Below are 22,232 nucleotides of genomic sequence, written 5' to 3'. Positions count from 1 at the left end.
TTATCGAGCCTGCCCACGACCACCGAGAACGGCGCGCAGCGTGGAATCCAACTGATGCCATTCGAGAGATCGAGCCAGGCCAGCGAGCGAACTGAACTCCGCGAATCACGCCGACGTCGACAGGACGCTAGAACAACAATGCACGCAGGCACCCACGGTGGACGACGCCCTTTGAAACCGCTTTGCTACAGTTACCTGCATCGCAGAAAAATCCCTGGATAACCAGCAAAACCTAGCCTACTCTGGCGCCATGCGCGGAGGTCTGGAGCGATGGAAGAGGGGTGCCGATTCCCGCGGGGTCCGGCAGGCGATCTCGTACGCTCTCGAGGGCACGTGCGACGCCCACATGCCCTACTCGGCGGGCGCCGAAGCGCTCGAGGCGTATGGCGCAGCATCCGATTCCACCGTCACCCGATTCATCGTCGCGAGCGGCAGGATCGGCAAAGACGAACTCACCGCCGGGGGCCTTCGTGTCTGGCTCACCGGGCACGACCCGGTCACGGGGGAGGAGCGAGGCCACCAGCGGCTGAGCCCTGATGCCGACCTGGTGCTCGACGGAACGCTCAATCACCCGAAGTCGTTCAGCATCGCGGCGCTGCTGCATCCCGAGCTCGCGGGCGAGTTCGAGGCGTTGCAAGACCGGCTGCGTGAACGCATCCTTCTCACGTGGCAGACCGAGCTCAACGCGCGGCGCGGGCATGGTGGGCTCGTCCGCGAGGACATCACGCGTATCGAGGTCGTCGAGCTGCAGCACCGCCGATCCCGGGCGCTCGACCCGCACATCCACCGCCACCTCTGGCTGAACATCAAAGTGCTCGGCGCGGACGGCAAATGGTCGAACCTCGACTCGCGCGTTGCGATGAAGCTGCATACCGTCGTTAACGCGGAAGGTGAGCTCGCCGCCCGCGCAGATCCCGCGTGGATCGCCGCCCTTGCGCGTCACGGGTACAGACTCGACGACTCGGGCGAGATCGCCGAACTCGCCGGCGCCGTCCGCCCGCTCTCGCGTCGGTCGGCGCAGATCGAGGCGAACCGAGCCCGCCTGATCGCGGAGTGGTCGGCGGGCCACTCTGGATCGGGGCCGAGCGTGGAGGCGCTGCATCAGATTGACCGGCGCGCGTGGGCGGTAGCGCGACCGAACAAGCCGGCCGACCTCGACGAGATGTCGTGGGAGTCGCGCGTCCGTGACGAGATCGCGGCGATCGATCCGAGCCTGATCACCGCGCGTGCACCGATTGCAGTCGCTTCGACGGACCTGCACGCCCTCGATCTGGATCTGCTCGCTGCTGCGGCGATCGTGGATGCGGACGAACGCTCCACATCATGTGGCGGGCGGTTCAGCACCTTCGACATTCGCGCCGGCGCAACACGCGCGCTCTCACGCACCGGCATCGTTGCGCCGCGCGATCAGCTCGACGGCGTGATCGTCGAGATCACGACGCGCGCCGCGAAGGCCGTCTATCGGCTCGTTGCGGAGGTTCCGCCCGCGCCCGTGAAGGCCTTCATGGCCACCGAGACGGTGCGGGCCAAGGTGCGCCTCGCCGGACGCCTTGACGTGCTCGCCCAGCCGGGGCGCTCACTTCTGCCGAACGAGTTGCATCGCTTCGCGTCGAACGAGGACTTCTCGACACTGGATGCTTCGCAAAGCGTCGCCGCGTGCGCGATCGCCGGGACCGACGGGCTCGTCACGGTCACCGGCCCCGCCGGGACAGGCAAGACGACGATGCTGCGCGTTGCGTTCGCCGCGCTCGGGGCGCAACGGCGGCGGATGCTCGTCGTCGCTCCGACCCGGAAAGCGGCGTCGGTGGCGTCTCGCGAGGTCGGGGCTGCGGCATCCAGTATTCATGCACTGCTCGCAGACCACGGCTACCGGTGGGGTGCCGATGAGGCCGGTGCGAAGGTGTGGACACGATTGCGTGTCGGGGAGGTCGATCCCAGCACGGGTGCCACATATGGCGGGCCGACGCAGTACGTGTTGCGTTCTCGCGATCGGATCGTGGTCGATGAAGCGGGCATGGTCGATCTGCAGACTGCGAACGTCCTCGTCGACCTCGCGATCGAGCAGGGGGTCGGGCTTGCGTTCGTCGGTGACCCGCACCAGGCGTTGCCGGTCGGACATTCCGGTGCGATGGGTTCGGCGATTCGGCACGCGAATGCCGCGGTTGAGCTCGATACGGTGCATCGGTTCCGCGATCCCGAGTACGCGGCGCTCACGCTCCGGCTGCGAGACGCGAGTGATCGCGAGCATGCATTGGCGGTTGCCGGTGAGCTTGCGGAACGCGGTCACGTCGAGCGGGTCGATCATCACGATGCGGCGCGTGAGCGGATGATCGACGCCTACTTCGAGTGGCACGGGCGTGGCAAGCGGGTGACGTTGGTTTCCGGTACCAACGCTGAGGCGGATGCCATCAACGACGCGATCCAGCAGCGGCGAGTCGATCACGGCGAGCTGGATCCCGGCGTGGTCGCGGCGGGGATGGAGGAGCAGCGCATCCTCGTCGGCGACACCGTCCAAACCCGCCGCAACGATCGGCTCACCGGTGTCGAGAATCGTGCGCAGTGGATCGTGCGCGGCATCCGCGAGGACTTCGTCGATCTTGTGTCGGTTGCCGACAGCGGCGAGTTGCGGCGAGTGTCTGCCGAGTATGCGCGGGAGCACCTGCAACTTGCCTACGCGTCGACGGTGCATGGCGTGCAGGGCGACACAGCCGATGCGTCGGTGGTCGGGCCGGATGTGGACGCGGCGGGACTGTACGTAGGCCTCACTCGCGGGCGGGTGCACAACATCGCGATCGTGGTCGCGCGGACGGATGCCGCCACCCGCGAGTCTCTCGCCGAGTCGATGCAGCGCGGCACACCGGAACTGACGATGCAGGATGCTGTGCGCGCGGCTCAGGCGGAGTTGCGGCGCGCGGCGCGGGCGCGGGACTTGGCGGCGATGGCGACGGGTCCGGTTGTTGGGGCGCCGAGTGCGGGGCGTGGGATCGGGATGTAGCGGCGTTCGATCGGCGGGGCGCTCAGCGGGCAAGCTTTCGTGCCGGTTATCCCGGTGGGGGTCGGATGAGGCATCAGCGCCTTGGCGACATCTCTTCGCCTGTTCTGATGGAGGACCGGCATTCGAGCGCTGGCCCATCGGTCTGCAGACGCGAATTGCCCCCGCTCCGAAAGCGAGCTGGAGAAACCGCACTACGCCGGCGCGTGAACGTACTCACTCGGGGCGGGACCTGGCTCTCATTGCTGGAGGAGTGAACCCACCCCAGTCCCGAAACGACATCACAACATCCCAGACAGCCTTCGCGTCGGCACGCTTCTGCGCGGCTTGGAGGTAACCGTCGATCACACCGCCTGCGAGCGCCGCCGCCCCGGTCACAAGCCCCCCCATTGCATTGCCCGTCAGCGTTCCTTCGGCGGCTCCCAGCACGCCACCGACGGCGAGGCCCTTCCAGCCAACGTTCAAGGAGCGCAGAACCGGTGATCTGGCCGTCTCATGCTCGAGCCCGCGAAACGATGCTGCGAGTTCTTCGGCCAAGATGCCGCGAGACTCTGTGTCGCCGTCTACTTCGTCACTGAGCTTCGAAATCTCGTCGAGCCCGCGCGAGAGCGCTGATCGCCATTCGGCGAATCTGTCAGAGTTACGGATGGCCACCAAGTCAGATGCGTCGCCTCGGAACGCTGGAACGGACCACCGGCCAAGTTGCGCGAGTCGCGAAGCGCGCGCGCTGACCGACTCTCGATTGCCGAACGAGAGTCGATACAGACGCTCCTCGACCGCCTCGAGTGCCAAGAGCGTCCCGTGACGCCGACGCGCCGATTCAACGTTGGCGGCAAATGCACTCGCCAACATGTACGCCTGATCCCGGCGAGCGGATTTGCTCACCCCCTCGAACTCCGTTCCCTTCCAATCGGCCTTCTTGGTTGCGTCAATCGTTCGCATCAAGGGAACAAAGGCGGACGGGTGCAGTCCGACAACCTTATTGGTGAACAGCACCGAGCCATCTATGACGAGAGGACGCATCGCGGCGAGCCAACCGAGGTTGTGGAGGATCTCCCAGCGGTCTTTGACAGGGTGTCGCCGTGTCGAAGATAGCGTCCAGGTCGGCAGCAACGGCCCGGCGTCCACCAGCACGCTCTCGACATACAGGAGAAGGAGCGGCGCCAACTCGAGCTCGGTGCTCGGCGACGTGGCGGCACCGACGATAGGGCGGACTTGACCCCTCCGCAATTCCGGCAGGTCAGCCCAGAGTCCACTCGGTTCCGAAGCTTGGGCGGGCCAGCCCGAGTAGAACCGATCGAGTTCCGAATCATCCCAAGCCGTGATCCGGCTGACAAGTGCGCGGGTGAGTGTCTCGTCCCAGTATGACTCGACGTAGTTGATGACATCGATAGCCGCGGCTTGAACCATGACCGGATCATATTCACTCACCACGACCGCTAACGCTCTATACAAGAGATCCGACGGAGTTCATCTCGGTTCTCTCGAACACCCCGCCGGATTAGCCCGCAGAGGATGTCGAGAGAATCGCTCGGCGCCGAACGCCGCTCGCTGGCACGTTCCAACTCAATCGTCGCTGTAGCAAACCCATGTGTCGGTTCCGTTGAAGTCTCCGTGCCGGATGTCGGGTTGCGACGTGTCAAAACGCGATCCGACAGCTCGAAAGCCTGCGATCGGGAGCTACCGATGGCGAGGTAGCCGGCGCGGGCTTGTTGAGCACATCGCGGAACAGGCTTCACTGCCCCTAGACCCGGACGTTGAACGGTCGCCCACAATTTCCACACTTGAGAAGACCGCTCGAGATCCGCGAGAAGGGGCCAAGTTTGGTCCCGCAGTATGGGCAGGTGACGCGGAATATGCGACTTCTGGCAGTAGCGAGCTTCTCCTGCGCATCCTCAAGAGCAGCCTCGAAGCCTTCCTTACCCGCCGTGTCAGCATGCGGTTTCTCGGTGATCCCCGCACCGTCGACGGCGACCCCCTGACGCTCGGCCCGCGTTTCGCTGTCGAGCGCTCCCAGGGCCTCCACCGCGTCGAGCGTGGCGCTCACCGAGTCGAGGGTGTCCTTTTCGGAGGCAAGGGCCTGGTTCGACTTGCGATAGCTCAGGAACGACACGATGAGCGCGCCGACGCCGGCCAACCCGCCAACGAGAGAGGCGATGCTCGAGATCCAATCGGTGACGTACGGCGGCATGCTTGAAAGATATTGTCGCGCAGACCGAATACGTGGATGCATCGCCGCAGGCAAGACCGGAGCATGCCCGATCGCGGCGCCGCTTTCGTGCTGCGCGCGGGCCGATAGTCGGGCCCGTGGGCTGCGTTCCAGTAATGCTCGGGAAGCTCGTCGACCGCCTGTCCTTGCCTGTTGCGACAACGTCTCGTCGCACGCCAGTCCTCCGCTGGGTACAAACGACTGAGCTCCCAGTAGAGGTCGGCTAACAGACTCTGGCGTGGGCGGTGTCGACGGGGTAGTTCACAATCGGTTCGTGACTACCTTCTGGCAGAGCGATGCCGGCGAACACATCCGGCTGTATCGCAGACGGATGGCGTCGCTGCGTGTGACGTTGAACACCGAGGCCCCAACGAAGAAGATGCGGAAGGGGTCACAAGAGAAGGCGCGGCAAGCGCTGCGACTCGCGTTCGAGACGGACACGCTCGCCCGCTACGCGCGCGAGCAGACAAATTGGCCTAAGCCGCGGGCGGACATAGCGCTCGACATCTTTGTGAACAGTGCCTCCCGCAACGGGGCACGCATCGACAGTGCGTGCAAGTGGCTGCTGGACGAACTCACCGGCCTTGTGTATCGAGACGACAAGCAGGTGAAGCTGCTGTTCGCCCGGATCGGGCGCCCGCCCAGCGATCCCGCGTCCCTTGCGTTCTGGGGTGAGATTGCACCGCCCGTGACGAATGCGGTTGATCCTTGCGGCGCGAGCATCTCCATCACCGCGCAGCCACGGTCCAGCGTGCTGCACGATCTGCGCGTGGCGAACAATCTCGAAGAAGCGTGGGACTCTCACAAAGCGGTCTACGGCGAAAGTCGGCGTTCCAGGTTCTATGCCGACTTCGAACGAGATCAGCTGCTGGACTATCAGGCGCTGTTTGACCCCAACGACCAAGAGGAGGGGGCACGATTCCGTCAGATAGCGAACCAGATCGACTATCGCGATCAAGCCCAGCAACAGCAGCACGTCGACCTCGTGTTCTCCTCGTTGTTCACCGAACTACCTGTGGACCGGTTCGGCGTGTGGAAGGCTGCGCGCTCGCGCCTGGCCTACTGCCCGTACATCTTTGATCTGGGGACGCTTCCTGAACGGGGCGAGACCCGAGAGTTCGAACGGCGGCTTCGAAGGATTCTCGAGGACCGTAGAGACCGCTTCCCAGGCCTGCTGCCCCTCCGGGCGCGAAGCGGTGTCTCGATGATCCTGTTCGATAAGCCCGGTCACTCTAAGGACCTGGACAACCTCGTGCGCGAGACTCTCCCGGCGATCCTGGACGTCCTCAGGCCGCCCCGCCATGACCATCAAGGATGGTTGGCGGACGAGCCGGAACTCAGCATGAGCCAGGTGGACATCCCGTTCATTGAGGTCGCGTCTATCCCTGCCGACCAGTCGGACATGCCGCCGGGCTCTCTGGTGCTGGGGCTTTCCAGCGCAGACCGATACTCCAGCTGGTGGTCGCTCGTCGGCGACTACGTGGAGCGTTCACTCGACGATATTTGACCATAACAGTGAGGGCGCAGTCCCCCACGCTGGCCGAACTGGGAGCCTTTGACCAGGCAAAAGGACCGGAGCGGCAACTACAAGACGTACTTCGCTGATGCGCGAGGCCCAATTCTCGAGTTGCTTCGGAACTCGAAGCCCAGCTGCGCCCCCGTTCGTCGATACTGTGGCGAAGTGCTTCCGTTTGCCGATCCGACGCCTGTGCCCGTGTACCTCATCGATCCCGCTCCCGAGTTGTGGACAGCTGAATGGTGGATAGATGCCGGCATTCCGATGCTGGGTGCCATCGGTTCGTTCGCCGTTGCCGTCGCCGCCATCTACGTGACGTGGCGACTGGCGCGCCTCGATCGCAACGACCGCGAACGCAATCGGCGTGCCGCGTTCGCGGTTGCGGTGGGTGACTATCTGGATCCTCGCCTCGACGACGCACACCGACGACGCGATCCGGTGTTCGGAGCGGACAATCGTCTGTTCACCAGCGCGGCTACGGCTGGCGCGGGCGCGACGGCCGTCGCGCGCTGGATCGTCACGGTTGAGGATGAGTTGTTCGACAGGAGTCTCGTGCGGTCGTTCGTTGGAGACGGACCGACGGACTCAGAAAGGGAGAGGGACCATTCAACGCTCGTCTGGACGATTACGGGGCGAGTGCGCAGGTGGGTAACCACCGGCCAGATGGATTACAGCCCGGTCGATTACGAGCCCGATCCGAATGAGATTCCGATGCCGATGGATGCAAGCGAATACGACTAACTGCGGCGCGTGCCCGACCTGCCCGCTACACGAGGCTGCTCGTCTATGACACGCTCCGAGTAGCTGACCCGGCGCGAGCGTGCGCGCTCGGTCTCCCGCCCGTGAGACGACCCGCCACTGGTCGGCGACATCACACGGTCCCGAATTCGTGGGCGAGCGAGTCGCCGATGCATACGAGCCAGCTCCACAGATGCCGATGGACTCGCGCTATGAGGGCACTACCGGCGAACAGATAAGTCGCTGATTGTTGTTCGTCTAGCTACCGGCTGCGGCAACCTCAGAGATGTTTGCCGGATGGAATTCTGGCGCAGCTGGCGGGAGCGTTAGCGTCGAGTTATCCATCAACAGTCCGAGTTGCATCAGCAGCTGTCGCACGTATGGGTGAGCCACTCTAATCGCCTCAGCGGCTACCTGCTGGTCCGAAGGCATGCCGTCGAGTTCGGCCAGGCCGACGTAGAAGCCGATGCGGTAGCCGATCTGATCATCATCACTCTCGCGGGAGTAAGTGCACCGGACAGTCACCTCATCCCCGTGCTCGGCTGGCACTTCGGTTTCGATGCCCACACGCTGCTTCGGAGACGCCTCGAAGTCGGAGTCCGGCTGAACTTCCCCGGTCAGCACACATTCGCTCAGTCGGACTGCTACGACCCTAGGCACGGATGCTCTCAACCTCGAGGGCGAACTCGATGGAATCAAATGACTCGTTGAGTCTCCTGGCGTCGGTTGCCGACTTCACGCGAATAGGAAGATCTCGAGGAGTTCCTTCGACGCTGTTATGCGCGTACGAGACCACGGGGTGAATAGAGCCGTCCTCGGTCTCGACTGGGTGGATATACACCGCTGTCTGCGCCCGCCCCGCCCGGTGCCTGCGGCGTTGGATTTCTACCTCGTGCGCGTCACGGTCGAAGACACGCAGGTCAACCGCGCAGTCCGCAGCTGCAAACAGGCGCGCCACAGTCGCGGTGTGAAAGTTGCCGTCGCCGTTAACGATCTGGGAGAGGCGCGACTCGCTGATCCCCATCCGTTCAGCGATCTCTCGCTGCTGCAGTCCGGACTGCGCAACTGCTCGACGGATAAGCTCCGCGACCCTAATCGCCAGGCGAGGTCCGGCGAGACGAACGTCATCAAGCTCGGTCATGGTTGAGATCCTCTCTCCGTACTTGCTTCGTCATTTCGATGTCCTCGGGTGGCGTCTGCTGGCTGTTCTTACCGAAACAGTGGCCAACCCGAACAAACTCATCGAACCCCGGCAGCCACCAAAAATCACCTTCGAACTCGGCGTCTCGCCTATCGCGAACGCGAAGCTTCGGCGTGAACGCTCCCTGCCCGTCTGTGTCGTAGAACGAAAAGCGAACGGCGCCCAACTTGAACTCCCACACTCCCTCGTCCAAGTCGTTGATCGTGCAGTAGCTGTTGTTGGGATAGCCGTAGTCCGCGAAAAACTCCATTCCGACAACGAGCTTGTCCGCTTGCTTGATCTGCACATCATCGGGGACTCCCTCGAGATCCGGATCTTCTTCCCACTGCCCGCGTTGCATCTCGGTAAGCGCAACCAGTGAAGGGCAGGTGCTGTCAGCGCACATGGCATGACGCATCTCATGCGTCTCGCCGTCAGCGAACAGCGGCCGCTCGACTTTAGTCAATTATAAACCCCAACCTCGACGCCCGCTCACCCATTTCTGCGACGCTATCGCAACCCAAGCCGGCAGCACCGCCCTTCGCGCCGCTATCAGGCGTCGACGCCGAAGGCGCGCAGCAGCGGGACGCGCGGGATCATCCGGCGCGGGCCAAGTTGGACCGTGGGGATCGTCCCGCTCTCGATGCCGAGCTTGATCGTGCGGTAGTCGACGCCGACGAGCTTGGCGGCATCCTTCATCGTCAGAGCGAGGTGCTCCGGTGAGTGGTTCATAACCCTTCCCTTCCTTGAGCCAGCAGTGTCAGTCTCCCTTCGTCGCAAGGTACCACATCGGTGAGCCAAGATCGACAGTCTTCTTCGCGAATCGGCGGCGACCTGGAATAGTGGGCTCTATGGCAGACGTCGAGGCATATGACATCAGCGACGAACGCATCGATCTCGGCAGCCGCGTAACGCTGCCGAAGTCCTGGCATGCGCGCGTGTCGGGTGAGCAGGACGTGCCCGGCACGATCACCGTTCGCGTGGAGTGGGATGCTGCGCTCGGCCGCACTGCCGTCGTGTTCGCCGCCCTTGAGCGCGAAGGGGAAGGCGTCGACATCACCAGCCAGATGCTCCGCGAGGTGCGCACGCATTGGATCATGGCGAGGTCGGCGATCGAGGTCGTCACGGTCGACGTCAGCGCGGAGGGTGAGGGCGGCCTTGACCGCATCCCGGTGCAAGAGTTTCTCGGCCGCATGCTGGCGGCGCGGGAGCGCGAACCCTTGGAGTCCCTGCACGCCGCGATCGCCGTCTATCGCGTTGCGACGGCGATCAGCTTCCCCCCGCTCAAGCTCGTCGCCGATACTCTCCAGATCAGCCAGAGCACCGCGACCCGCCTCATGAAGAGCGCCCGCGATGCGGGTCTCGCGCCGGAAGTGCGGATCCAGGAGCCTCGGCGTGCGCCGGCCTTTGACCCGTACAACCCGGGCAGGCGGTACGACCCTTCGGCGCCGCACGCCGGGCCGTCTCAGCCCGGAGGGCCGTCGATCGGTCTATGACGAGTGCCGTGCGGGCGCCGTCCGGCCACGCGCTGGCGCTCAGGTACCTGCGATTCGAGGTGAATCACGACCGGACTGCGCGCTAGAGGCTCGGCTCGCGCTTCGCGTTCGAACTGGCGCGGAGCTGCAATTCGGCCTCTTCGATCCATTCGCGAGCCAGGGCGGCGTATCGGCGGCGATCCCGCTGATTGAGTGCTGCGAGCTTCGGCAGCAACTCGAACATCGTCTTCACGTATCCCGGGACGTCGCTCTTCGGTCCCCCCGTCGAGGCGAGGAGCACTTCGGCCACGCGCGCGGCATCCGCGCCCGTGTCGATGAGTGCGACGAGCTCCCGAGCATCCTTTCTGCCCTTCTCCGTTGCTTGGCGGTCGATGAGCGCCGCAATCTTCGTCGCGATGTGTGCGTCGAGGGTGAGCATGAGCCACCCCTCGACCTTGAGGTCAGGATCGATGAAGCGGGTGAGCACGCCGACGTCGAGGAGCAGCTTGGATCCGAGTTTGGATTCGTAAGGGAAGTAGGCGTCGACGTGGACCCCATCTGCATTGCCGCGCGCCTTTCGGCCTCCGCTGTGCAACTGATTCTCGCTGTACTCCGTCAGGCGTTGCGGCAGCTTCTGCCTCAGATTCTGATCGGTGATGATGAGGTCGATGTCGTGGCTGATCTCGCCGCCTACGCGGGCGTTGGTCGCCCATCCGCCGATGAGGATGGATGGCTCCAAGTCGTACCCGAGCGAGTCCAGCACGGCTCGAAGCTTGCCGTCATCGGCCGCACTAAGGATGGTCACTGCTGATCACCTGCCTCATTCCACTCGCGCGCGGGAACGAAGCGTTCCCGAAGTGCGGCCCGGAACTCGGATGCCTGCCACCCGGGTGTCGCGAAGAGATCGGCGTAGGTCTGCGCCACGCTCGAGTATCCGTCCCAAGTCTTCATCGCGCGCTTGTCCATTGCGAGCACCCGCACCTCGTCGGACTGAGGCAGCCCGTTCAGGTCGACCGTCGGCGGCAGGTAAACGAGGTGTTCCCGGAAGTCTGCGACGGCGCGGCCACCCAGATGAGCATTTGCCGCGTCGGGACCGCCGAGGGCGTACGGCCCTCGGCTCGAATCGAGGAAGGGGCTGATTGCGTCTCTCGTCGTCCAGGCGACGGTGTCGCGTGCGAGGTTTCGCCAGGCGCAGAGCATCGTCAGCACTTTGTCAACGCTCACCACCGCAAGCCCGCCGCGTTTGTATCGATCGACGGTCCCGTTGCTCTCGAGGCGATCGAGCGCAAGGTATGCCGTCGTGCTCGGTACGCCTGCTTCGAAAGCGAGGTCAGCGACGTTGGCCCAGGTGCGTTTGCCCTCGATGGCTCGATCGGCCAGAACGCGCCACACAAGCTCGTTCCCCTTCATGCCAGCCCGCCTCCATTCGGGTTTTCCTGTAACAGTGGTTCCAGGTTTATATGAAACCATGATTCCAGGAAATCCGGAAGTTCCTCATCGTTGTTCCACGGTCTCCTGCCGTCAAGTGGGTAAGGATCGCGTGGATCCTGGCAGGCGAACCGGGCCATCGTGGGCGGCCACCGCGCCCTCACGCCGGGGCGACCACCCGGATGCCGGCCGTCGCGGCGGCTCGGGCGAGCTCGTCATCGTAGGTGACGATCTCGTCGGCACCGATCCTCAATGCGGTCGCAAGGTGTATCGCGTCGTTCGAACGCAGCGGAGCGTGAGTGCCGGCAGCGAGCAGATCCCCGCGCGTCACGTCGACCAGACTCACCGCATCGAGCACTGCCGTGATCGCATCGATAGCGATGATCGCCGGATGCCGGCCCGCGGCGCAATGCAACTCGGTGTGAAGAAGCCAGGACGCCGCAAGGCGTCGAGAGGAATCAGTGAGGGCTGCGACGAGCGCTTCGGACTCGGTCTCCTCGATCACCAGTTTCATCGCGGCCGAGGTGCCCAGGTAGGCCACCGTTACCAGCGGCCTCGACTGTCATCGATCAGCTCCCGGGTACTCACTGGCGAAACCGCCCGTGTGATGTCTGCCAGGGCATCACTACCGGTGCGGGCCGGCCTTGCCTCGCCTCGCGCGATCAGCCCGTCGAGCGGATCGCCTCCCACGGGCACGATGAGGGCGGCCAGGCGGCCGTTGTTGCTGACCAGCACCGATTCCCCAGCCTCAACCCTGCGCAGGATCTCGCCACTGCGGTTGCGCATCTCGCGATGTGTCACGGTCTCCATGGGAGTCAATGTAGCGCGCTGTAGCACACGCGGCACAGCCCAAGACCGCCCTCTCGATGACGGCGGTCTTGCTGAGGTTCAGGAGCCTCCTGCCCGTCCCCCCGGCCGTCCGACCCCCAAGAATGAAGGCTCAGCTGTGCTTAGCACACTGCTCCATACGCGGAACTTTCGGCCTAGCCTATTGAGCAATATGCTCAAAATGGCCAGGTTGGAATTTGCTCTCACATGTTGCTGAATGACGTCCATCTCCGGAGGCCGCTGATAGCACGGCAGAACGGGCCGTTTTTGCCCGCTTTTTGCCCGCATCCTTTTTGTCGATGGCTGTTTTCGGACGTCGTTGGGTGACGGCAGAACCTCGAAAACCCGCGTAATTACGCGGAATCTGTCGTTTGATGCTGCAATGCAAAATGCTCAAAACGTGTTCGAGTCCCTCTAGGGGCCACCTCCCGTTTTATGTTGCTTGATCAGGTATTTGTGTGCGAACGAGTGCAGGCGTCGATCTCCCACCCCACGGGCACGTGTTCTCGTCGGGATTGAATCGTCGGCGGACCCGATTGATGCTTCGCACGCGAGGCAACCGCGGCGCGGTATGGCTCTCGCTGCGGCGCAAGGCGAGTGAGTGTCCCCGCTACGGTGAGCGGGTAGTTATCGGAACAGATTCTTGACGACGGGCGAATCCATGACCCTCCACAAACATGACGGCGGCTACGGCGTCGAGCCGAGGACTGCGAGTGACAGATGGCGTTCCGTCGGTGTGTGGGCTGTCATCCTCGTCTCCTATGGACTCGGTATCTACCTCACGGTCGCGGGGATGGCGCTCTCACTCAACCCGGCTGACGGCATGTCGGGAATCGGGTCAGTAGCCCTCGCGCTCGGGTTGCTTCTCATCCCGATTGCTCTGAGCTTCATCGTGAACAACGACGCCGCGGCGACTGAGCGACGGGCAAGGTTCTGGCAACGTTCCGCAGTGAAGAGCGTGAACGACATCGGCGATGCTGTCGGGGCGACTGGCGGGCCGACCGCAGTCGAACGAATCGCGAAACTGGAGTCGGCGATGCAGTTGCTCGCCGCGTCGAATCGCGATGCACTGATGGCCTTGCAGAACGAACGAGAGGTGCATCAAGAGGCGCTTCGAGGCGCCGCTGACGAACTTCTTGCCGCGCGCCTGGCCATCGCGTCCCTCCCCGCACGGAGGCTGAGCCGGGCGGAACGTGCGAGAGTCGCCCGGACCGGTTGGCTTCGCTAGGCGACGGCGGCTCGGGCGTATGGCCGCCCATCCGGTGCTGGGCCGCTGTTGCTTCAACTGCTCGCCCTTGCCCATCGAGGTTCTGCTGTTCTGATGTCGAAGGACGAGTTCGACTCTCTCGTGGAGACGAGCTACCTCCTGCGTTCCCCGGAGAACGCGAGACGGCTGCTGAGTGCCATGGAGCAAGCGCGATCCGGTGAGATCACCGAGCGGGATCTACAGGACCCTTGAGCGAGCGGAAGCTCGCATGGACGGTCGAGGGCTGGGAAGACTGCCTGTACTGGCAGAGTGAGGATCGCAAGACCCTCAAGCGGATCGACACGCTCATCGCCGACTGCCTGCGAGATGACCCTTTCGAGGGGATCGGCAAACCTGAACCCCTCAGGCACGCCCTCGCCGGAGTGTGGTCACGGCGGATCGATGAAGCCAACCGTCTTGTCTACATAGCCGACGAGCACTACGTCACCGTTCTGCAGGCTCGCTACCACTACTAGATTCGCGCCCTCCGGATGCCGATCGGCCGCCGCCAGAATCCGCATACCTGCACACCTGTCCTAGTCGGCCAACGTAAGAACCTCAGCATCGCCCTCAGTGATCACGATCGTGTGCTCGCTGTGGGCGGTGCGGCATCCTGTTTCGCTGCGGAGGGTCCAGCCGTCGGGATCGGTGATCAGGGTCGCGGTGTCTGCCATGACCCACGGTTCGAGCGCGAGCTGCAGTCCGGGGCGCAGTTTGTAGCCGCGACCGGGTCGTCCTGTGTTCGACACGTGCGGATCCTGGTGCATGGATGACCCGATGCCGTGGCCGCCGAACTCGGTGTTGATCGAGTATCCGGCCTTTGCGAGCACCGTGCCGATGGCGTGCGAGATGTCACCGATGCGCGCCCCGGGCCTTGCGGCCGCGATTCCTGCGGCAAGGGCGCGCTCGGTGGCATCGATCATCGCGACGCTCTCGGCCGGCTTCGAGTCGCCCACGATGAAGCTGATCGCGGCATCTGCGGCGACACCGCCGGTGATGACGGCGAGATCGAGCGTCAGCAGATCCCCGTCGGCGAGCGCGTGGTCGTGCGGCATGCCGTGCAGGACGGCATCGTTCACGGCCGTGCAGATGTAGTGGCCGAACGGTCCGTTTCCGAACGAGGGGGCGTAGTCGACGTAACACGACTGCGCACCGGCCTCGACGATCATCGCCTGCGCCCAGCGGTCGATGTCGAGCAGATTCGTGCCGACGGTCGTGCGGCGCTTGAGAGCCTGCAGGATGTTAGCGACCACGGACCCTGAGACCCTGGCGCGTGCGACTTCGGCGGGGTTCAATATCTCGATCATGAGCTGTCTCCGTTCGACGAAAACAATAACTATACCGGCCATATTATGCCGGTACTACAATCGGGGCATGGTCAGACTGCCTCACACTCCGGAAGAGCTCGAACGCGGTCGACGCCTCGGCGCACTGTTGCGCCGAGCCCGCGGAGAGCGCTCGATGCTCGACGTCGCGCTCGACGCACACGTCTCTCCCGAAACGCTGCGCAAGATCGAGACGGGCCGAGTGGCGACTCCCGCCTTCTCGACGATCGCTGCGATCGCGGGCGTCCTCGGCCTCTCGCTCGACGCCGTGTGGACCGAGGTCAGCCCGCCCGAACGCGCCGACGATGCAGGCTCTCACCCCGGCGTCCGCGAGCGACTGGCGTCGTAGGCTGCGGCATCCGCTCGACGATCGATCCGGTGCCAGGATGGGTCGAGTGACGTTCGTGATCGCAGCCGAGATTCCTGCCGCCGCCGAACTCGTCGAGTTGTATCGGTCGGCGGGGTGGACCGCCTATACGGATGATCCGCAACGACTCGTCGACGCCGTGAGCGCCTCGTACCGCGTGGTCACTGCGCGAAGCGAAGCGGGCGAGCTGATCGGACTGGTGCGGACGGTCTCGGATGGGCTCACCGTCGCGTACATCCAGGACATTCTCGTGTCGCCCGAACATCAGCGTCACGGCGTCGGGGGAGCGCTGCTCGACGAGGTGATCGCGCAGACGCAGGACATCAGGCAGCTGGTCCTATTGACGGATGCCGAGCAGACGCAACGTGCCTTCTACGAGTCGCGGGGACTTGTCGAGGCGCATGACTTCGCGCCCGAGCCGCTGAGATCCTTCGTGCTCTTCCGCTGATCCGGCCTCGGAGCCGGAGGGCCCTCAGTCCTTCCTCAACGCCTCGGCGAACATCACGAGGATGCCGCTCGGGCCGCGCACATAGGTGAGCTTGTAGACGTCTTCATAGGTGGCGACGCCGCGAAGCGGATGGCAACCGTGTCTCGCGGCGATCGCGAGGGCTTCGTCGATGTCGTCGACCGAGAATGCGACGCGGTGCATGCCGATCTCGTTGGGGAGGGTGGGTTCGGTCTCGATCGCTTCGGGGTGGATGTACTCGAAGAGCTCGAGCACGCCATGCCCGTCGGGGGTCTGCAGCATCGCGATGTTGGCGTGATTGCCGTCGAGGCCGACGGCGGTGTCGGTCCACTCGCCGCTGACGGTGTCACGGCCGACGACAGTGAGACCGAGGTCGGTGAAGAAGGCGATCGTTGCCTCGAGGTCGCGGACGGCGATGCCGACATTCTCCAGTTTGATGGCCATGACGTGCATGCTACCGAGGCGAGCCGACAGGCAGACAGGGGAGGGAGCGCTCGGCGCATCCGAAGACGGAACGCTCACCGGGCGCCGGCCCGGCGAGCGTTCCGCGGTCCTCTCCGAACCCCGCTATGAGAGGTACGGCTGGGTGATGAGCTCGATCGCGTGACCGGCCGGGTCCTTGAAATACACTCCTCGTCCACCGTGCTCGGTGTTCGTCTCGCCGGGGCGGGTCATCTGCGGGTCGGCCCAGTGGGTCACATCCCACTCGACGAGACGTGCGTAGGCGCGGTCGAAGAGCTCATCGTCGACCAGGAATGCGTAGTGCTGCATCTGGATCTCGACGGGCGGCTCCGCGAACTGCAGCATCACGCCACCCTCGAGGAGGATGTTGCGGAAGGGGCCCCAGGACGGGGCCTCGGATGCCTCGATCAGATTCCGATAGAACGCGGCGGACTCGTCGCGGTTCTTCGAGGCGATGATGGTGTGGTTGAAGGTTGCGGGAATGGGAGTTCTCCTGTCTCTGTCTTGGCTGGCGTGCGCGGGATGCGCCGCAAATGCGTAGGCATGCGAACGGCGCGCCAGAGGGGGCGGTGCTCGCGAGCGGCGAGACATGTGCTCGAGCGAGGAGAACGGGCGCGACGGTCGCGGCGACCGACCGAACCTCAGAGAACTACCGGTTTGCCAACCCGTGCATGGCAGAGAGCCGATCCGGTAATCACACGCCCACGATAGCGATCGACGGCGGAAACGCCCTCATCGTGCCTAGATGACGGGTTCGGTGCCGGTCAGAGCCACCGGCGAACCCGCGCACGATAGTCGCGGTATTCGGCCGGAAACTTCGCGTCGAGGTAGCGCTCCTCGGGAAGGATCGCAGACCCCTCGGTAGAGTGCGTCACATGGCTACGGACGTCACCCTCTACATCGGCCTCGCACCGTACAACGCGAAGTTCCGCTTCAGCGATCCCGTCGTGTGGGAAGGCGTCCGATCTCAGATCATCGGTGCCATGAACGCCGGCAAGGGAACGATCGAGATCGACCACAAGGGCAACAAGATCGTCTACGTCTACAGCCCCTTCCTTCCGGTGAACTGGGTCGAATCGGGCGACTGAGGGCCCAGTCGCGCGGGCGACGGGCAGCTAGGACCCTTCGTCGCTGATGACGGACCGAGGGGCTCGCATATCTGTCGGCGCGGTCCGACCCCAGACGAAACGACGGCGACCCCGGTGCATCGCACCGGGGTCGCCGTCGTCGCGAGGATCAGCCGTGACTGCTGAGGGCGAACCGCACCGAGCCGTCCTGCGCGAGCTCGGCATCCAGAACACGGTCCTCCAGAACGACGGCCGTGGTCTCATCGAGGAACACGCGTGCTCCGTCGGTGACGACGATCGTGTCGCGGGGCTCCGGGTCGGGCGCGACGCTCAGCTCGAAGCCGGAGGGCGTTCCCGTATCGCGGATGCGTACACCTCCGTCCTCGGCCTGCGGGACGCGGGCGACGATGTCCTTGACGGCCTCGGCGGCGGTATGGGTCAGCGTGAGCATGCTGTTTCCTTTCCGTTTGCGGTTCCGGACCGGCCACGATTCCGAGATCCTCGGCGGGATGCAAGGCTCGACGACCATTCGGAGGGGATTCCCACGTTCGCCGAGGTCGCACTCAGGGGCGCCGGCCGCCGCCTCCTCCCGCGCCGCCGCCCATGCCGGACGACACGTTCGTGCCCTCGGTGACCGTCGCGGCCGAGGCCCCGTTCACCGTGACCGTGTAGCTGCCGCCGTCGGTGACCGCCGGGCCGCTGTAGAAGACCGCGGCGAAGGACTGGTCGGCCTCGAACGTGGCGATCACGGTGCCCGCGGCATCCGTCACCTCGATCGTGTCGCCCGCAGAGCCGCTCACGGTCGCGGCGACCCATTGCTGCCCGCCGGCGGGTGCCACCAGCACGCTCCCGGCCACGAGCAGCTCACCGCCGTCGATCGTGATGGCGCCGTTGGAGTCGACCGCGCCCTGACCGCCGGACGAGCTCGGCCCCGACACCACGGTCGTGCCGCCGGTGAGGGAGATCGAGCCGTTCGAGTCGAGTCCGTCGCCGACCGCCGCGATCCGCACGGTGCCGCCCGAGATCACGAGGGTCTCGCCGGTGTCGGACTCGCCGCCGCCCCCGCCGCCCTGCCCGGTCGATGTCGAGCCGCTCGCAGCGTTCACGCCGTCGTCGCTCGAGGTCACATCGACCGTGCCGCCCGAGATCGCGATCGCGGCGCCCTCGAGTCCCTCGACGGAGTCGGCGACGGTCACGTCGCCGTCGCGGATCTCGAGCGTCTGCTCGGCGTGGACGCCGTCGTCGCCGGCCGTCACGACGAGCGTCGCGCCGCCGATGCCGACCGAGCCGTCGGAGTGCACCCCGTCGTCGGCCGCGTCGATGGTGATGTCTCCACCGTCGAGGGCGACCACGACGCCCGCCGACACGCCCTTCGGCGAGGCATCTGCGGCCGAGGCATCCGATCCCGCCGTCACGTCGACCGTGCCGCCCGTGATCACGACATCGGTGACCGCGGCGAAGCCGTCGTCACCGCTCGTCGCGGTGACCGAGCCGCCCGTCACGACGATGAAGCCCTGGGTGGCGTCCTCGTCCTGGTCGCTCTTGAGCGCGTCGCCGCCGGCGTCGAGCACGATCGCGCCCCCGGCGACGGTGAGGGAGTCCTTGCCGCGAAGCGCGTCGTCGACCGCGTCGACGGTGATGTCGCCCGAGAGGATGACGAGGTCGTCCGTGCTGGTGATGCCGTCGTTGCCGTTGCCCGAGACCTCCAGCGAGCCGGAGCCGGTGATCGTCAGGTCGGCGTCACTGTAGATCGCGGCGTTCGCGGTGGCGTCGTCGGCGTACGTCGAGGCATCCGAGACCGTGTTGGTCGTTCCCGCGGCGAGTGCGATGGCGACGTCGTCTGCGCTGGTCACGGTGATGGCGGGGGAGTCGGATGCCGAGATCTCGGCGTCGTCGAGGATGAGCACGACCTGCGCGTCCTCCGGTGCGGCGACGACGACCTGGCCGTCGAGCGAGCCCGAGAGGCGGAAGACGCCCGCTTCGGTGATCGTCACCGTGGAGCCGTCGACGGTCACGGCGGACGAGTCGGACGATGCCGTCGACCCGCTGAGGGTGACGTCGACGGCATCCGCCTCGGACCACTCGTCGTCCTCGACCACGGTGACGTCCGCGTTCGCGGCGAGCACGGCGTCGGCATCGAGATCCGAGTCGATGGCGGCGGTCGTCTCGACGGTCGAGGTGGAGTCGGTCGCACTCGACGACGATGAGGACGAGACCGTGGCCTGCGTCGCGCATCCCGCGAGGACGAGCGCGGTGAGGGTGAGGGGGGCTGCGGCCAGGATCAGGCGGCGACGAAGCATGAGGGGTCCTCCATTCGGGTGCGGGTCGTGCGGGTGGGTGTCGTGCGGCTGGGGTCGGGGCGATTCAGTGTCGAGCCGGCGGAAGGCGCCCCCGTGGCCGCGAACGGGCCGCGGAGCAGCCTGGCCCAGCGGTTGCGCGGAAGATCGGGGCGCAGGGCCGCGAGGCCCGTGGCGTATTTGCTCACGGTCGCGGGGCGGTGCCCAGCCCGCCACAGCAGCCGGTCTACGGCGGAGGCGCTCGACCCCGACTTGGTCTCGACGATCGTGAGCTCGGGGAGCGTGAAGCCGTGCCCATCGGGCTCGACCCATTCGAGTCCGGTGTCGACGGTGGCGCGTCCGGCGTCATCGGGCAGCAGCAGCGTGGCGCGGCGGTAGCGGGTCATGAGCGTCGCATCCAGATCGTGTGCCCGCTCCGACGCGACCCCGATCGCGGTGAAGGCGTCGGCGACGTCTTCACGGGCGGCCGCGGTGAGTTCGCCGCTACGGTCGGGGTCGTACTCGTCGCGGTCCTTCACGGTCGTGCCACGAGCCCCGCGCGTCTTGATCTCGAGATACGCCGAGCCCGTGTCGAGGTAGCTGCGAGTGCGCAGCTTGAAGCGCCGGCGGCGGGGCTGGGCGGCCATGCGGAAGCTCAGCAGATCGGGGGTGTCGAAGTACACCGACTCGTAGGCGAAGTCGCGGGCCCCGTCGATCTCGAGCACGCGGGTGCGCTCGTCGAGAGCGGCCAGCACCGGCTCGAGAGCGGCGCGGGGAACGACGTACTTCCGATCGACGCGGGTGAGCAGCGAGGCCTCGGACACGAGATCGTCGAGGGTGACGGCGTCGAAGCGGTCCAGCGCCCTCATCGCACTGCTCCTTCCAGTGCTCGCCCGTCGAGAGCACCGGCGGTCGCGGCGGCCGTGCGGCGTGCGCCGCGCCCCCGGGATCCGGCCACCCGATAGCGGACGTCGACGAGCGTCGTGTCGTTGACGAGATCGAGCTCCTGCACCGTCATCGAGGTGACCGTGGCGCCGAGGCGCTCGTCGAGCTCGGCCCGCAGCACCTCCTCGTCGGCGATCGCACGGTCCAGGCGCACCACCTGGTGCCGGCTGCGTGAGAGCAGCGCGGGGTGGTCGGCGGCCCACAGCACGCCCAGAATGAGGGCGATGAGTGCGGCGACCGGCCACGGGTCGGTCTGGGGGAGTCCCGACAGCAGCCCGATCGCGAGTGCCGCGAAGTAGTACGCGACCTCGCGCTGCGAGATCTCGGAAGAGCGCAGGCGGATGATGGAGAGTACGCCGAAGAGCCCCAGCCCGAGGCCGAGCGCGACCTCGGCGGTGCCCAGCACCATGGCCACCGCCATCACGCCGACGTTCACCCCGAGGAAGGCGACGACGAGATCCCGGCGGTGGTGGCGCCGGTAATAGATGCCGAAGCTGAGGACGAGGGCGGCGGCCAGGTCGATCCCCATCAGGATCAGAGCGCTGGTGGTCATGTGTTCCTCCCGAAGGTGTATTTGTCTGAATCCATTCGAGCCGTCGGCGCTATGGGGTTTCTATGACGGGCGCCTGCGCCCGATCCGAGTTCGGCGAGCGGTGCGGCGGTGGCCGGGGTGCGGAAGACGAAACTGCGCTGCACGCCGTAACTCGTCACGAACAGGACGGCCTCGGTGGCGATCTTCGCCACGAGCAGCGGCACGCCGAATCCCGTGAGCGCCTCGAGCCACACGACGTTCGACGCCAGGAGCGCGACCGCCAGGACCGCATAGCGCAGCGCTTGTCCCGGCATCCCGCCCCCGCCGGTCGATGCGCGCGTCGCACCGCGGAAGACCACCCGGCGGTTCACGGCGAAGTTGACCGACGCGCTCAGCAGCCGTGCCGCCACGATCGAGGGGACGAGCGCACCCGTCGCCGCCGTGAGCAGCAGCAGCGCGATGGTGTCGACCAGGAACGCGATGAGGGAGGACCCCGCGAACAGCAGAAGCGGCAGGGCGATGCGCGCCGAGTCGGCGAGGGGACGGAAGTGGCTCGACGCGTTGCCCTCGAGATAGACCGTCTCGATCGGGATCTCGCGCGTCTGGACGCCGGCGCTCCGGCAGCGCAGCAGCACGTTCTGTTCGTATTCGAAGCGATCACCCTGCTGATCGAGCATGAACTCGATGTGCTCGGCGGGGATGCCGCGCAGCCCCGTCTGCGTGTCGGACAGGCGCCAGCCCGCCGCCAGCCGGAACACCGCGCGAGCCATCGCGTTGCCGGCGCGGCTTCGCACCGGCACCTTCCCGCTGAAGGCGCGGCACCCGAGGATCAGTGTCGAGGTGCCGGCCGCGGCATCCTCGCGGAGACCCTCGGCGACCCGGAGGATGTCGCCCACGGTGTGCTGCCCATCCGCGTCGGCGGTCACCACGTCATCGCCGGGGTGGACCGCCAGGACATGATCGAGGCCGGTCTTCAGCGCCGCGCCCTTGCCCCGGTTGCGTTCGTGGCGAAGCACGGTCGCGCCGTGCGCCGCGATCCGGGCGAAGGTCGCAGCGTACGCCGGGCCGCCGCCGTCGTCGACGACGATCACCTCGACATCCGGGTCGGCCGCGAAGATGCCGTCGACGACCGTCTCGAGGCTCGCGGCGGGCTCGTACGCGGGAATCAGGACGATCATGG

The 22,232-nt window shown here is 65.7% G+C and carries 28 protein-coding genes; 10 read left to right on the top strand and 18 right to left on the bottom strand.

Annotation, left to right across the window (positions count from 1 at the left end):
- Positions 1-250 precede the first annotated feature (250 nt).
- On the top strand, positions 251-2,995 hold the full coding sequence (locus KEC57_RS01705; RefSeq protein WP_229382784.1) for an AAA family ATPase: 2,745 nt from the start codon (positions 251-253) through the stop codon (positions 2,993-2,995).
- A gap of 213 nt (positions 2,996-3,208) precedes the next feature.
- On the opposite strand, the gene KEC57_RS01700 is transcribed toward KEC57_RS01705, so the two are convergent.
- Complete coding sequence (locus KEC57_RS01700; protein WP_229382783.1) at positions 3,209-4,402, bottom strand: hypothetical protein; 1,194 nt, start codon at positions 4,400-4,402, stop codon at positions 3,209-3,211.
- 334 nt (positions 4,403-4,736) lie between these two features.
- Entirely contained in the window at positions 4,737-5,183 is a 447-nt protein-coding gene (locus tag KEC57_RS01695) for a hypothetical protein (RefSeq protein WP_229382782.1), read from the bottom strand.
- Positions 5,184-5,475: 292 nt separating this feature from the next.
- On the opposite strand from KEC57_RS01695, the gene KEC57_RS01690 reads away from it, so the two are divergent.
- Together KEC57_RS01690 and KEC57_RS01685 are read left to right on the top strand one after the other, a co-directional pair.
- Complete coding sequence (locus KEC57_RS01690; RefSeq protein WP_229382781.1) at positions 5,476-6,708, top strand: hypothetical protein; 1,233 nt, start codon at positions 5,476-5,478, stop codon at positions 6,706-6,708.
- 207 nt (positions 6,709-6,915) lie between these two features.
- Entirely contained in the window at positions 6,916-7,458 is a 543-nt protein-coding gene (locus KEC57_RS01685) for a hypothetical protein (protein WP_229382780.1), read from the top strand.
- A gap of 255 nt (positions 7,459-7,713) precedes the next feature.
- On the opposite strand, the gene KEC57_RS01680 is transcribed toward KEC57_RS01685, so the two are convergent.
- From KEC57_RS01680 to KEC57_RS01665, 4 genes are all read right to left on the bottom strand, one after another.
- Positions 7,714-8,022: a hypothetical protein gene (locus tag KEC57_RS01680; RefSeq protein ID WP_229382779.1), complete on the bottom strand. Its 309-nt coding sequence runs from the start codon at positions 8,020-8,022 to the stop codon at positions 7,714-7,716.
- 85 nt (positions 8,023-8,107) lie between these two features.
- Positions 8,108-8,596 carry a helix-turn-helix domain-containing protein gene (locus tag KEC57_RS01675; protein ID WP_229382778.1) on the bottom strand — a complete coding sequence of 163 codons (489 nt, stop codon included), beginning with the start codon at positions 8,594-8,596 and terminating at the stop codon, positions 8,108-8,110.
- Positions 8,583-9,101, bottom strand: a complete 519-nt coding sequence (locus KEC57_RS01670) for a hypothetical protein (RefSeq protein ID WP_229382777.1) — start codon at positions 9,099-9,101, stop codon at positions 8,583-8,585. Before KEC57_RS01670 ends, KEC57_RS01675 begins: the two co-directional genes overlap by 14 nt.
- An 86-nt stretch (positions 9,102-9,187) precedes the next feature.
- Positions 9,188-9,367, bottom strand: coding sequence for a helix-turn-helix domain-containing protein (locus KEC57_RS01665; RefSeq protein WP_229382776.1), 180 nt, complete (start codon positions 9,365-9,367; stop codon positions 9,188-9,190).
- A gap of 119 nt (positions 9,368-9,486) precedes the next feature.
- Here KEC57_RS01665 and KEC57_RS01660 point away from each other — a divergent pair, with 119 nt between their 5' ends.
- Positions 9,487-10,131: a hypothetical protein gene (locus KEC57_RS01660; RefSeq protein ID WP_229382775.1), complete on the top strand. Its 645-nt coding sequence runs from the start codon at positions 9,487-9,489 to the stop codon at positions 10,129-10,131.
- An 82-nt stretch (positions 10,132-10,213) separates the two neighbouring features.
- Here the strand turns inward: KEC57_RS01660 and KEC57_RS01655 are convergent, their stop codons facing one another.
- The 4 genes from KEC57_RS01655 to KEC57_RS01640 form a co-directional block, all read right to left on the bottom strand.
- A complete protein-coding gene (locus KEC57_RS01655; RefSeq protein ID WP_229382774.1) occupies positions 10,214-10,915 on the bottom strand; it encodes a nucleotidyl transferase AbiEii/AbiGii toxin family protein in 702 nt (233 codons plus the stop codon).
- A complete protein-coding gene (locus tag KEC57_RS01650) occupies positions 10,912-11,520 on the bottom strand; it encodes a hypothetical protein (RefSeq protein ID WP_229382773.1) in 609 nt (202 codons plus the stop codon). Before KEC57_RS01650 ends, KEC57_RS01655 begins: the two co-directional genes overlap by 4 nt.
- Before the next feature lie 178 nt (positions 11,521-11,698).
- The gene (locus KEC57_RS01645) at positions 11,699-12,079 is read right to left on the bottom strand and encodes a type II toxin-antitoxin system VapC family toxin (RefSeq protein WP_229382772.1); all 381 of its coding nucleotides are present in this window, start codon (positions 12,077-12,079) and stop codon (positions 11,699-11,701) included.
- A 2-nt stretch (positions 12,080-12,081) separates the two neighbouring features.
- Complete coding sequence (locus KEC57_RS01640) at positions 12,082-12,348, bottom strand: type II toxin-antitoxin system Phd/YefM family antitoxin (RefSeq protein WP_229382771.1); 267 nt, start codon at positions 12,346-12,348, stop codon at positions 12,082-12,084.
- A gap of 679 nt (positions 12,349-13,027) precedes the next feature.
- On the opposite strand from KEC57_RS01640, the gene KEC57_RS01635 reads away from it, so the two are divergent.
- From KEC57_RS01635 to KEC57_RS01625, 3 genes are read left to right on the top strand one after another with little or no spacing between them, the layout of a single operon-like run.
- Positions 13,028-13,594: a hypothetical protein gene (locus tag KEC57_RS01635; protein WP_229382770.1), complete on the top strand. Its 567-nt coding sequence runs from the start codon at positions 13,028-13,030 to the stop codon at positions 13,592-13,594.
- Between the two features lie 48 nt (positions 13,595-13,642).
- Entirely contained in the window at positions 13,643-13,825 is a 183-nt protein-coding gene (locus KEC57_RS19150) for a type II toxin-antitoxin system Phd/YefM family antitoxin (RefSeq protein ID WP_372456932.1), read from the top strand.
- On the top strand, positions 13,822-14,088 hold the full coding sequence (locus tag KEC57_RS01625) for a Txe/YoeB family addiction module toxin (protein ID WP_229382769.1): 267 nt from the start codon (positions 13,822-13,824) through the stop codon (positions 14,086-14,088). Before KEC57_RS19150 ends, KEC57_RS01625 begins: the two co-directional genes overlap by 4 nt.
- Before the next feature lie 60 nt (positions 14,089-14,148).
- Here KEC57_RS01625 and map read toward each other — a convergent pair whose 3' ends face one another.
- Complete coding sequence (gene map, locus KEC57_RS01620; RefSeq protein ID WP_229382768.1) at positions 14,149-14,919, bottom strand: type I methionyl aminopeptidase; 771 nt, start codon at positions 14,917-14,919, stop codon at positions 14,149-14,151.
- A 67-nt stretch (positions 14,920-14,986) separates the two neighbouring features.
- Here map and KEC57_RS01615 point away from each other — a divergent pair, with 67 nt between their 5' ends.
- Complete coding sequence (locus KEC57_RS01615) at positions 14,987-15,286, top strand: helix-turn-helix domain-containing protein (protein ID WP_229382767.1); 300 nt, start codon at positions 14,987-14,989, stop codon at positions 15,284-15,286.
- Positions 15,287-15,323: 37 nt separating this feature from the next.
- Positions 15,324-15,752 carry a GNAT family N-acetyltransferase gene (locus tag KEC57_RS01610; protein ID WP_372456931.1) on the top strand — a complete coding sequence of 143 codons (429 nt, stop codon included), beginning with the start codon at positions 15,324-15,326 and terminating at the stop codon, positions 15,750-15,752.
- A gap of 24 nt (positions 15,753-15,776) precedes the next feature.
- Here KEC57_RS01610 and KEC57_RS01605 read toward each other — a convergent pair whose 3' ends face one another.
- Positions 15,777-16,214, bottom strand: coding sequence for a VOC family protein (locus KEC57_RS01605; protein WP_229382765.1), 438 nt, complete (start codon positions 16,212-16,214; stop codon positions 15,777-15,779).
- 123 nt (positions 16,215-16,337) lie between these two features.
- Positions 16,338-16,577 (bottom strand): VOC family protein, encoded by a 240-nt coding sequence (locus KEC57_RS18830; RefSeq protein ID WP_267492027.1) that lies wholly within the window; start codon positions 16,575-16,577, stop codon positions 16,338-16,340.
- Positions 16,578-17,107: 530 nt separating this feature from the next.
- Between KEC57_RS18830 and KEC57_RS01595 the strand changes: the two genes are divergently transcribed.
- Positions 17,108-17,320 (top strand): hypothetical protein, encoded by a 213-nt coding sequence (locus KEC57_RS01595; protein ID WP_229382764.1) that lies wholly within the window; start codon positions 17,108-17,110, stop codon positions 17,318-17,320.
- A 148-nt stretch (positions 17,321-17,468) separates the two neighbouring features.
- Here the strand turns inward: KEC57_RS01595 and KEC57_RS01590 are convergent, their stop codons facing one another.
- The 5 genes from KEC57_RS01590 to KEC57_RS01570 form a co-directional block, all read right to left on the bottom strand.
- On the bottom strand, positions 17,469-17,750 hold the full coding sequence (locus tag KEC57_RS01590; protein ID WP_229382763.1) for a Fe-S cluster assembly protein HesB: 282 nt from the start codon (positions 17,748-17,750) through the stop codon (positions 17,469-17,471).
- A gap of 112 nt (positions 17,751-17,862) precedes the next feature.
- Positions 17,863-19,599, bottom strand: coding sequence for a carbohydrate-binding domain-containing protein (locus KEC57_RS01585; RefSeq protein WP_229382762.1), 1,737 nt, complete (start codon positions 19,597-19,599; stop codon positions 17,863-17,865).
- Positions 19,581-20,444, bottom strand: coding sequence for a polyphosphate polymerase domain-containing protein (locus tag KEC57_RS01580; RefSeq protein WP_229382761.1), 864 nt, complete (start codon positions 20,442-20,444; stop codon positions 19,581-19,583). The genes KEC57_RS01585 and KEC57_RS01580 overlap by 19 nt, the downstream gene beginning before the upstream one ends.
- Entirely contained in the window at positions 20,441-21,073 is a 633-nt protein-coding gene (locus KEC57_RS01575; protein WP_229382760.1) for a DUF4956 domain-containing protein, read from the bottom strand. Before KEC57_RS01575 ends, KEC57_RS01580 begins: the two co-directional genes overlap by 4 nt.
- Positions 21,070-22,230, bottom strand: coding sequence for a bifunctional glycosyltransferase family 2/GtrA family protein (locus KEC57_RS01570; RefSeq protein WP_229382759.1), 1,161 nt, complete (start codon positions 22,228-22,230; stop codon positions 21,070-21,072). Before KEC57_RS01570 ends, KEC57_RS01575 begins: the two co-directional genes overlap by 4 nt.
- Positions 22,231-22,232: the final 2 nt, after the last annotated feature.

It is taken from the genome of Microbacterium allomyrinae, assembly GCF_020682705.1.
GTDB lineage: Bacteria > Actinomycetota > Actinomycetes > Actinomycetales > Microbacteriaceae > Microbacterium > Microbacterium allomyrinae.
This window is presented reverse-complemented; position numbering and strand designations above follow the sequence as displayed.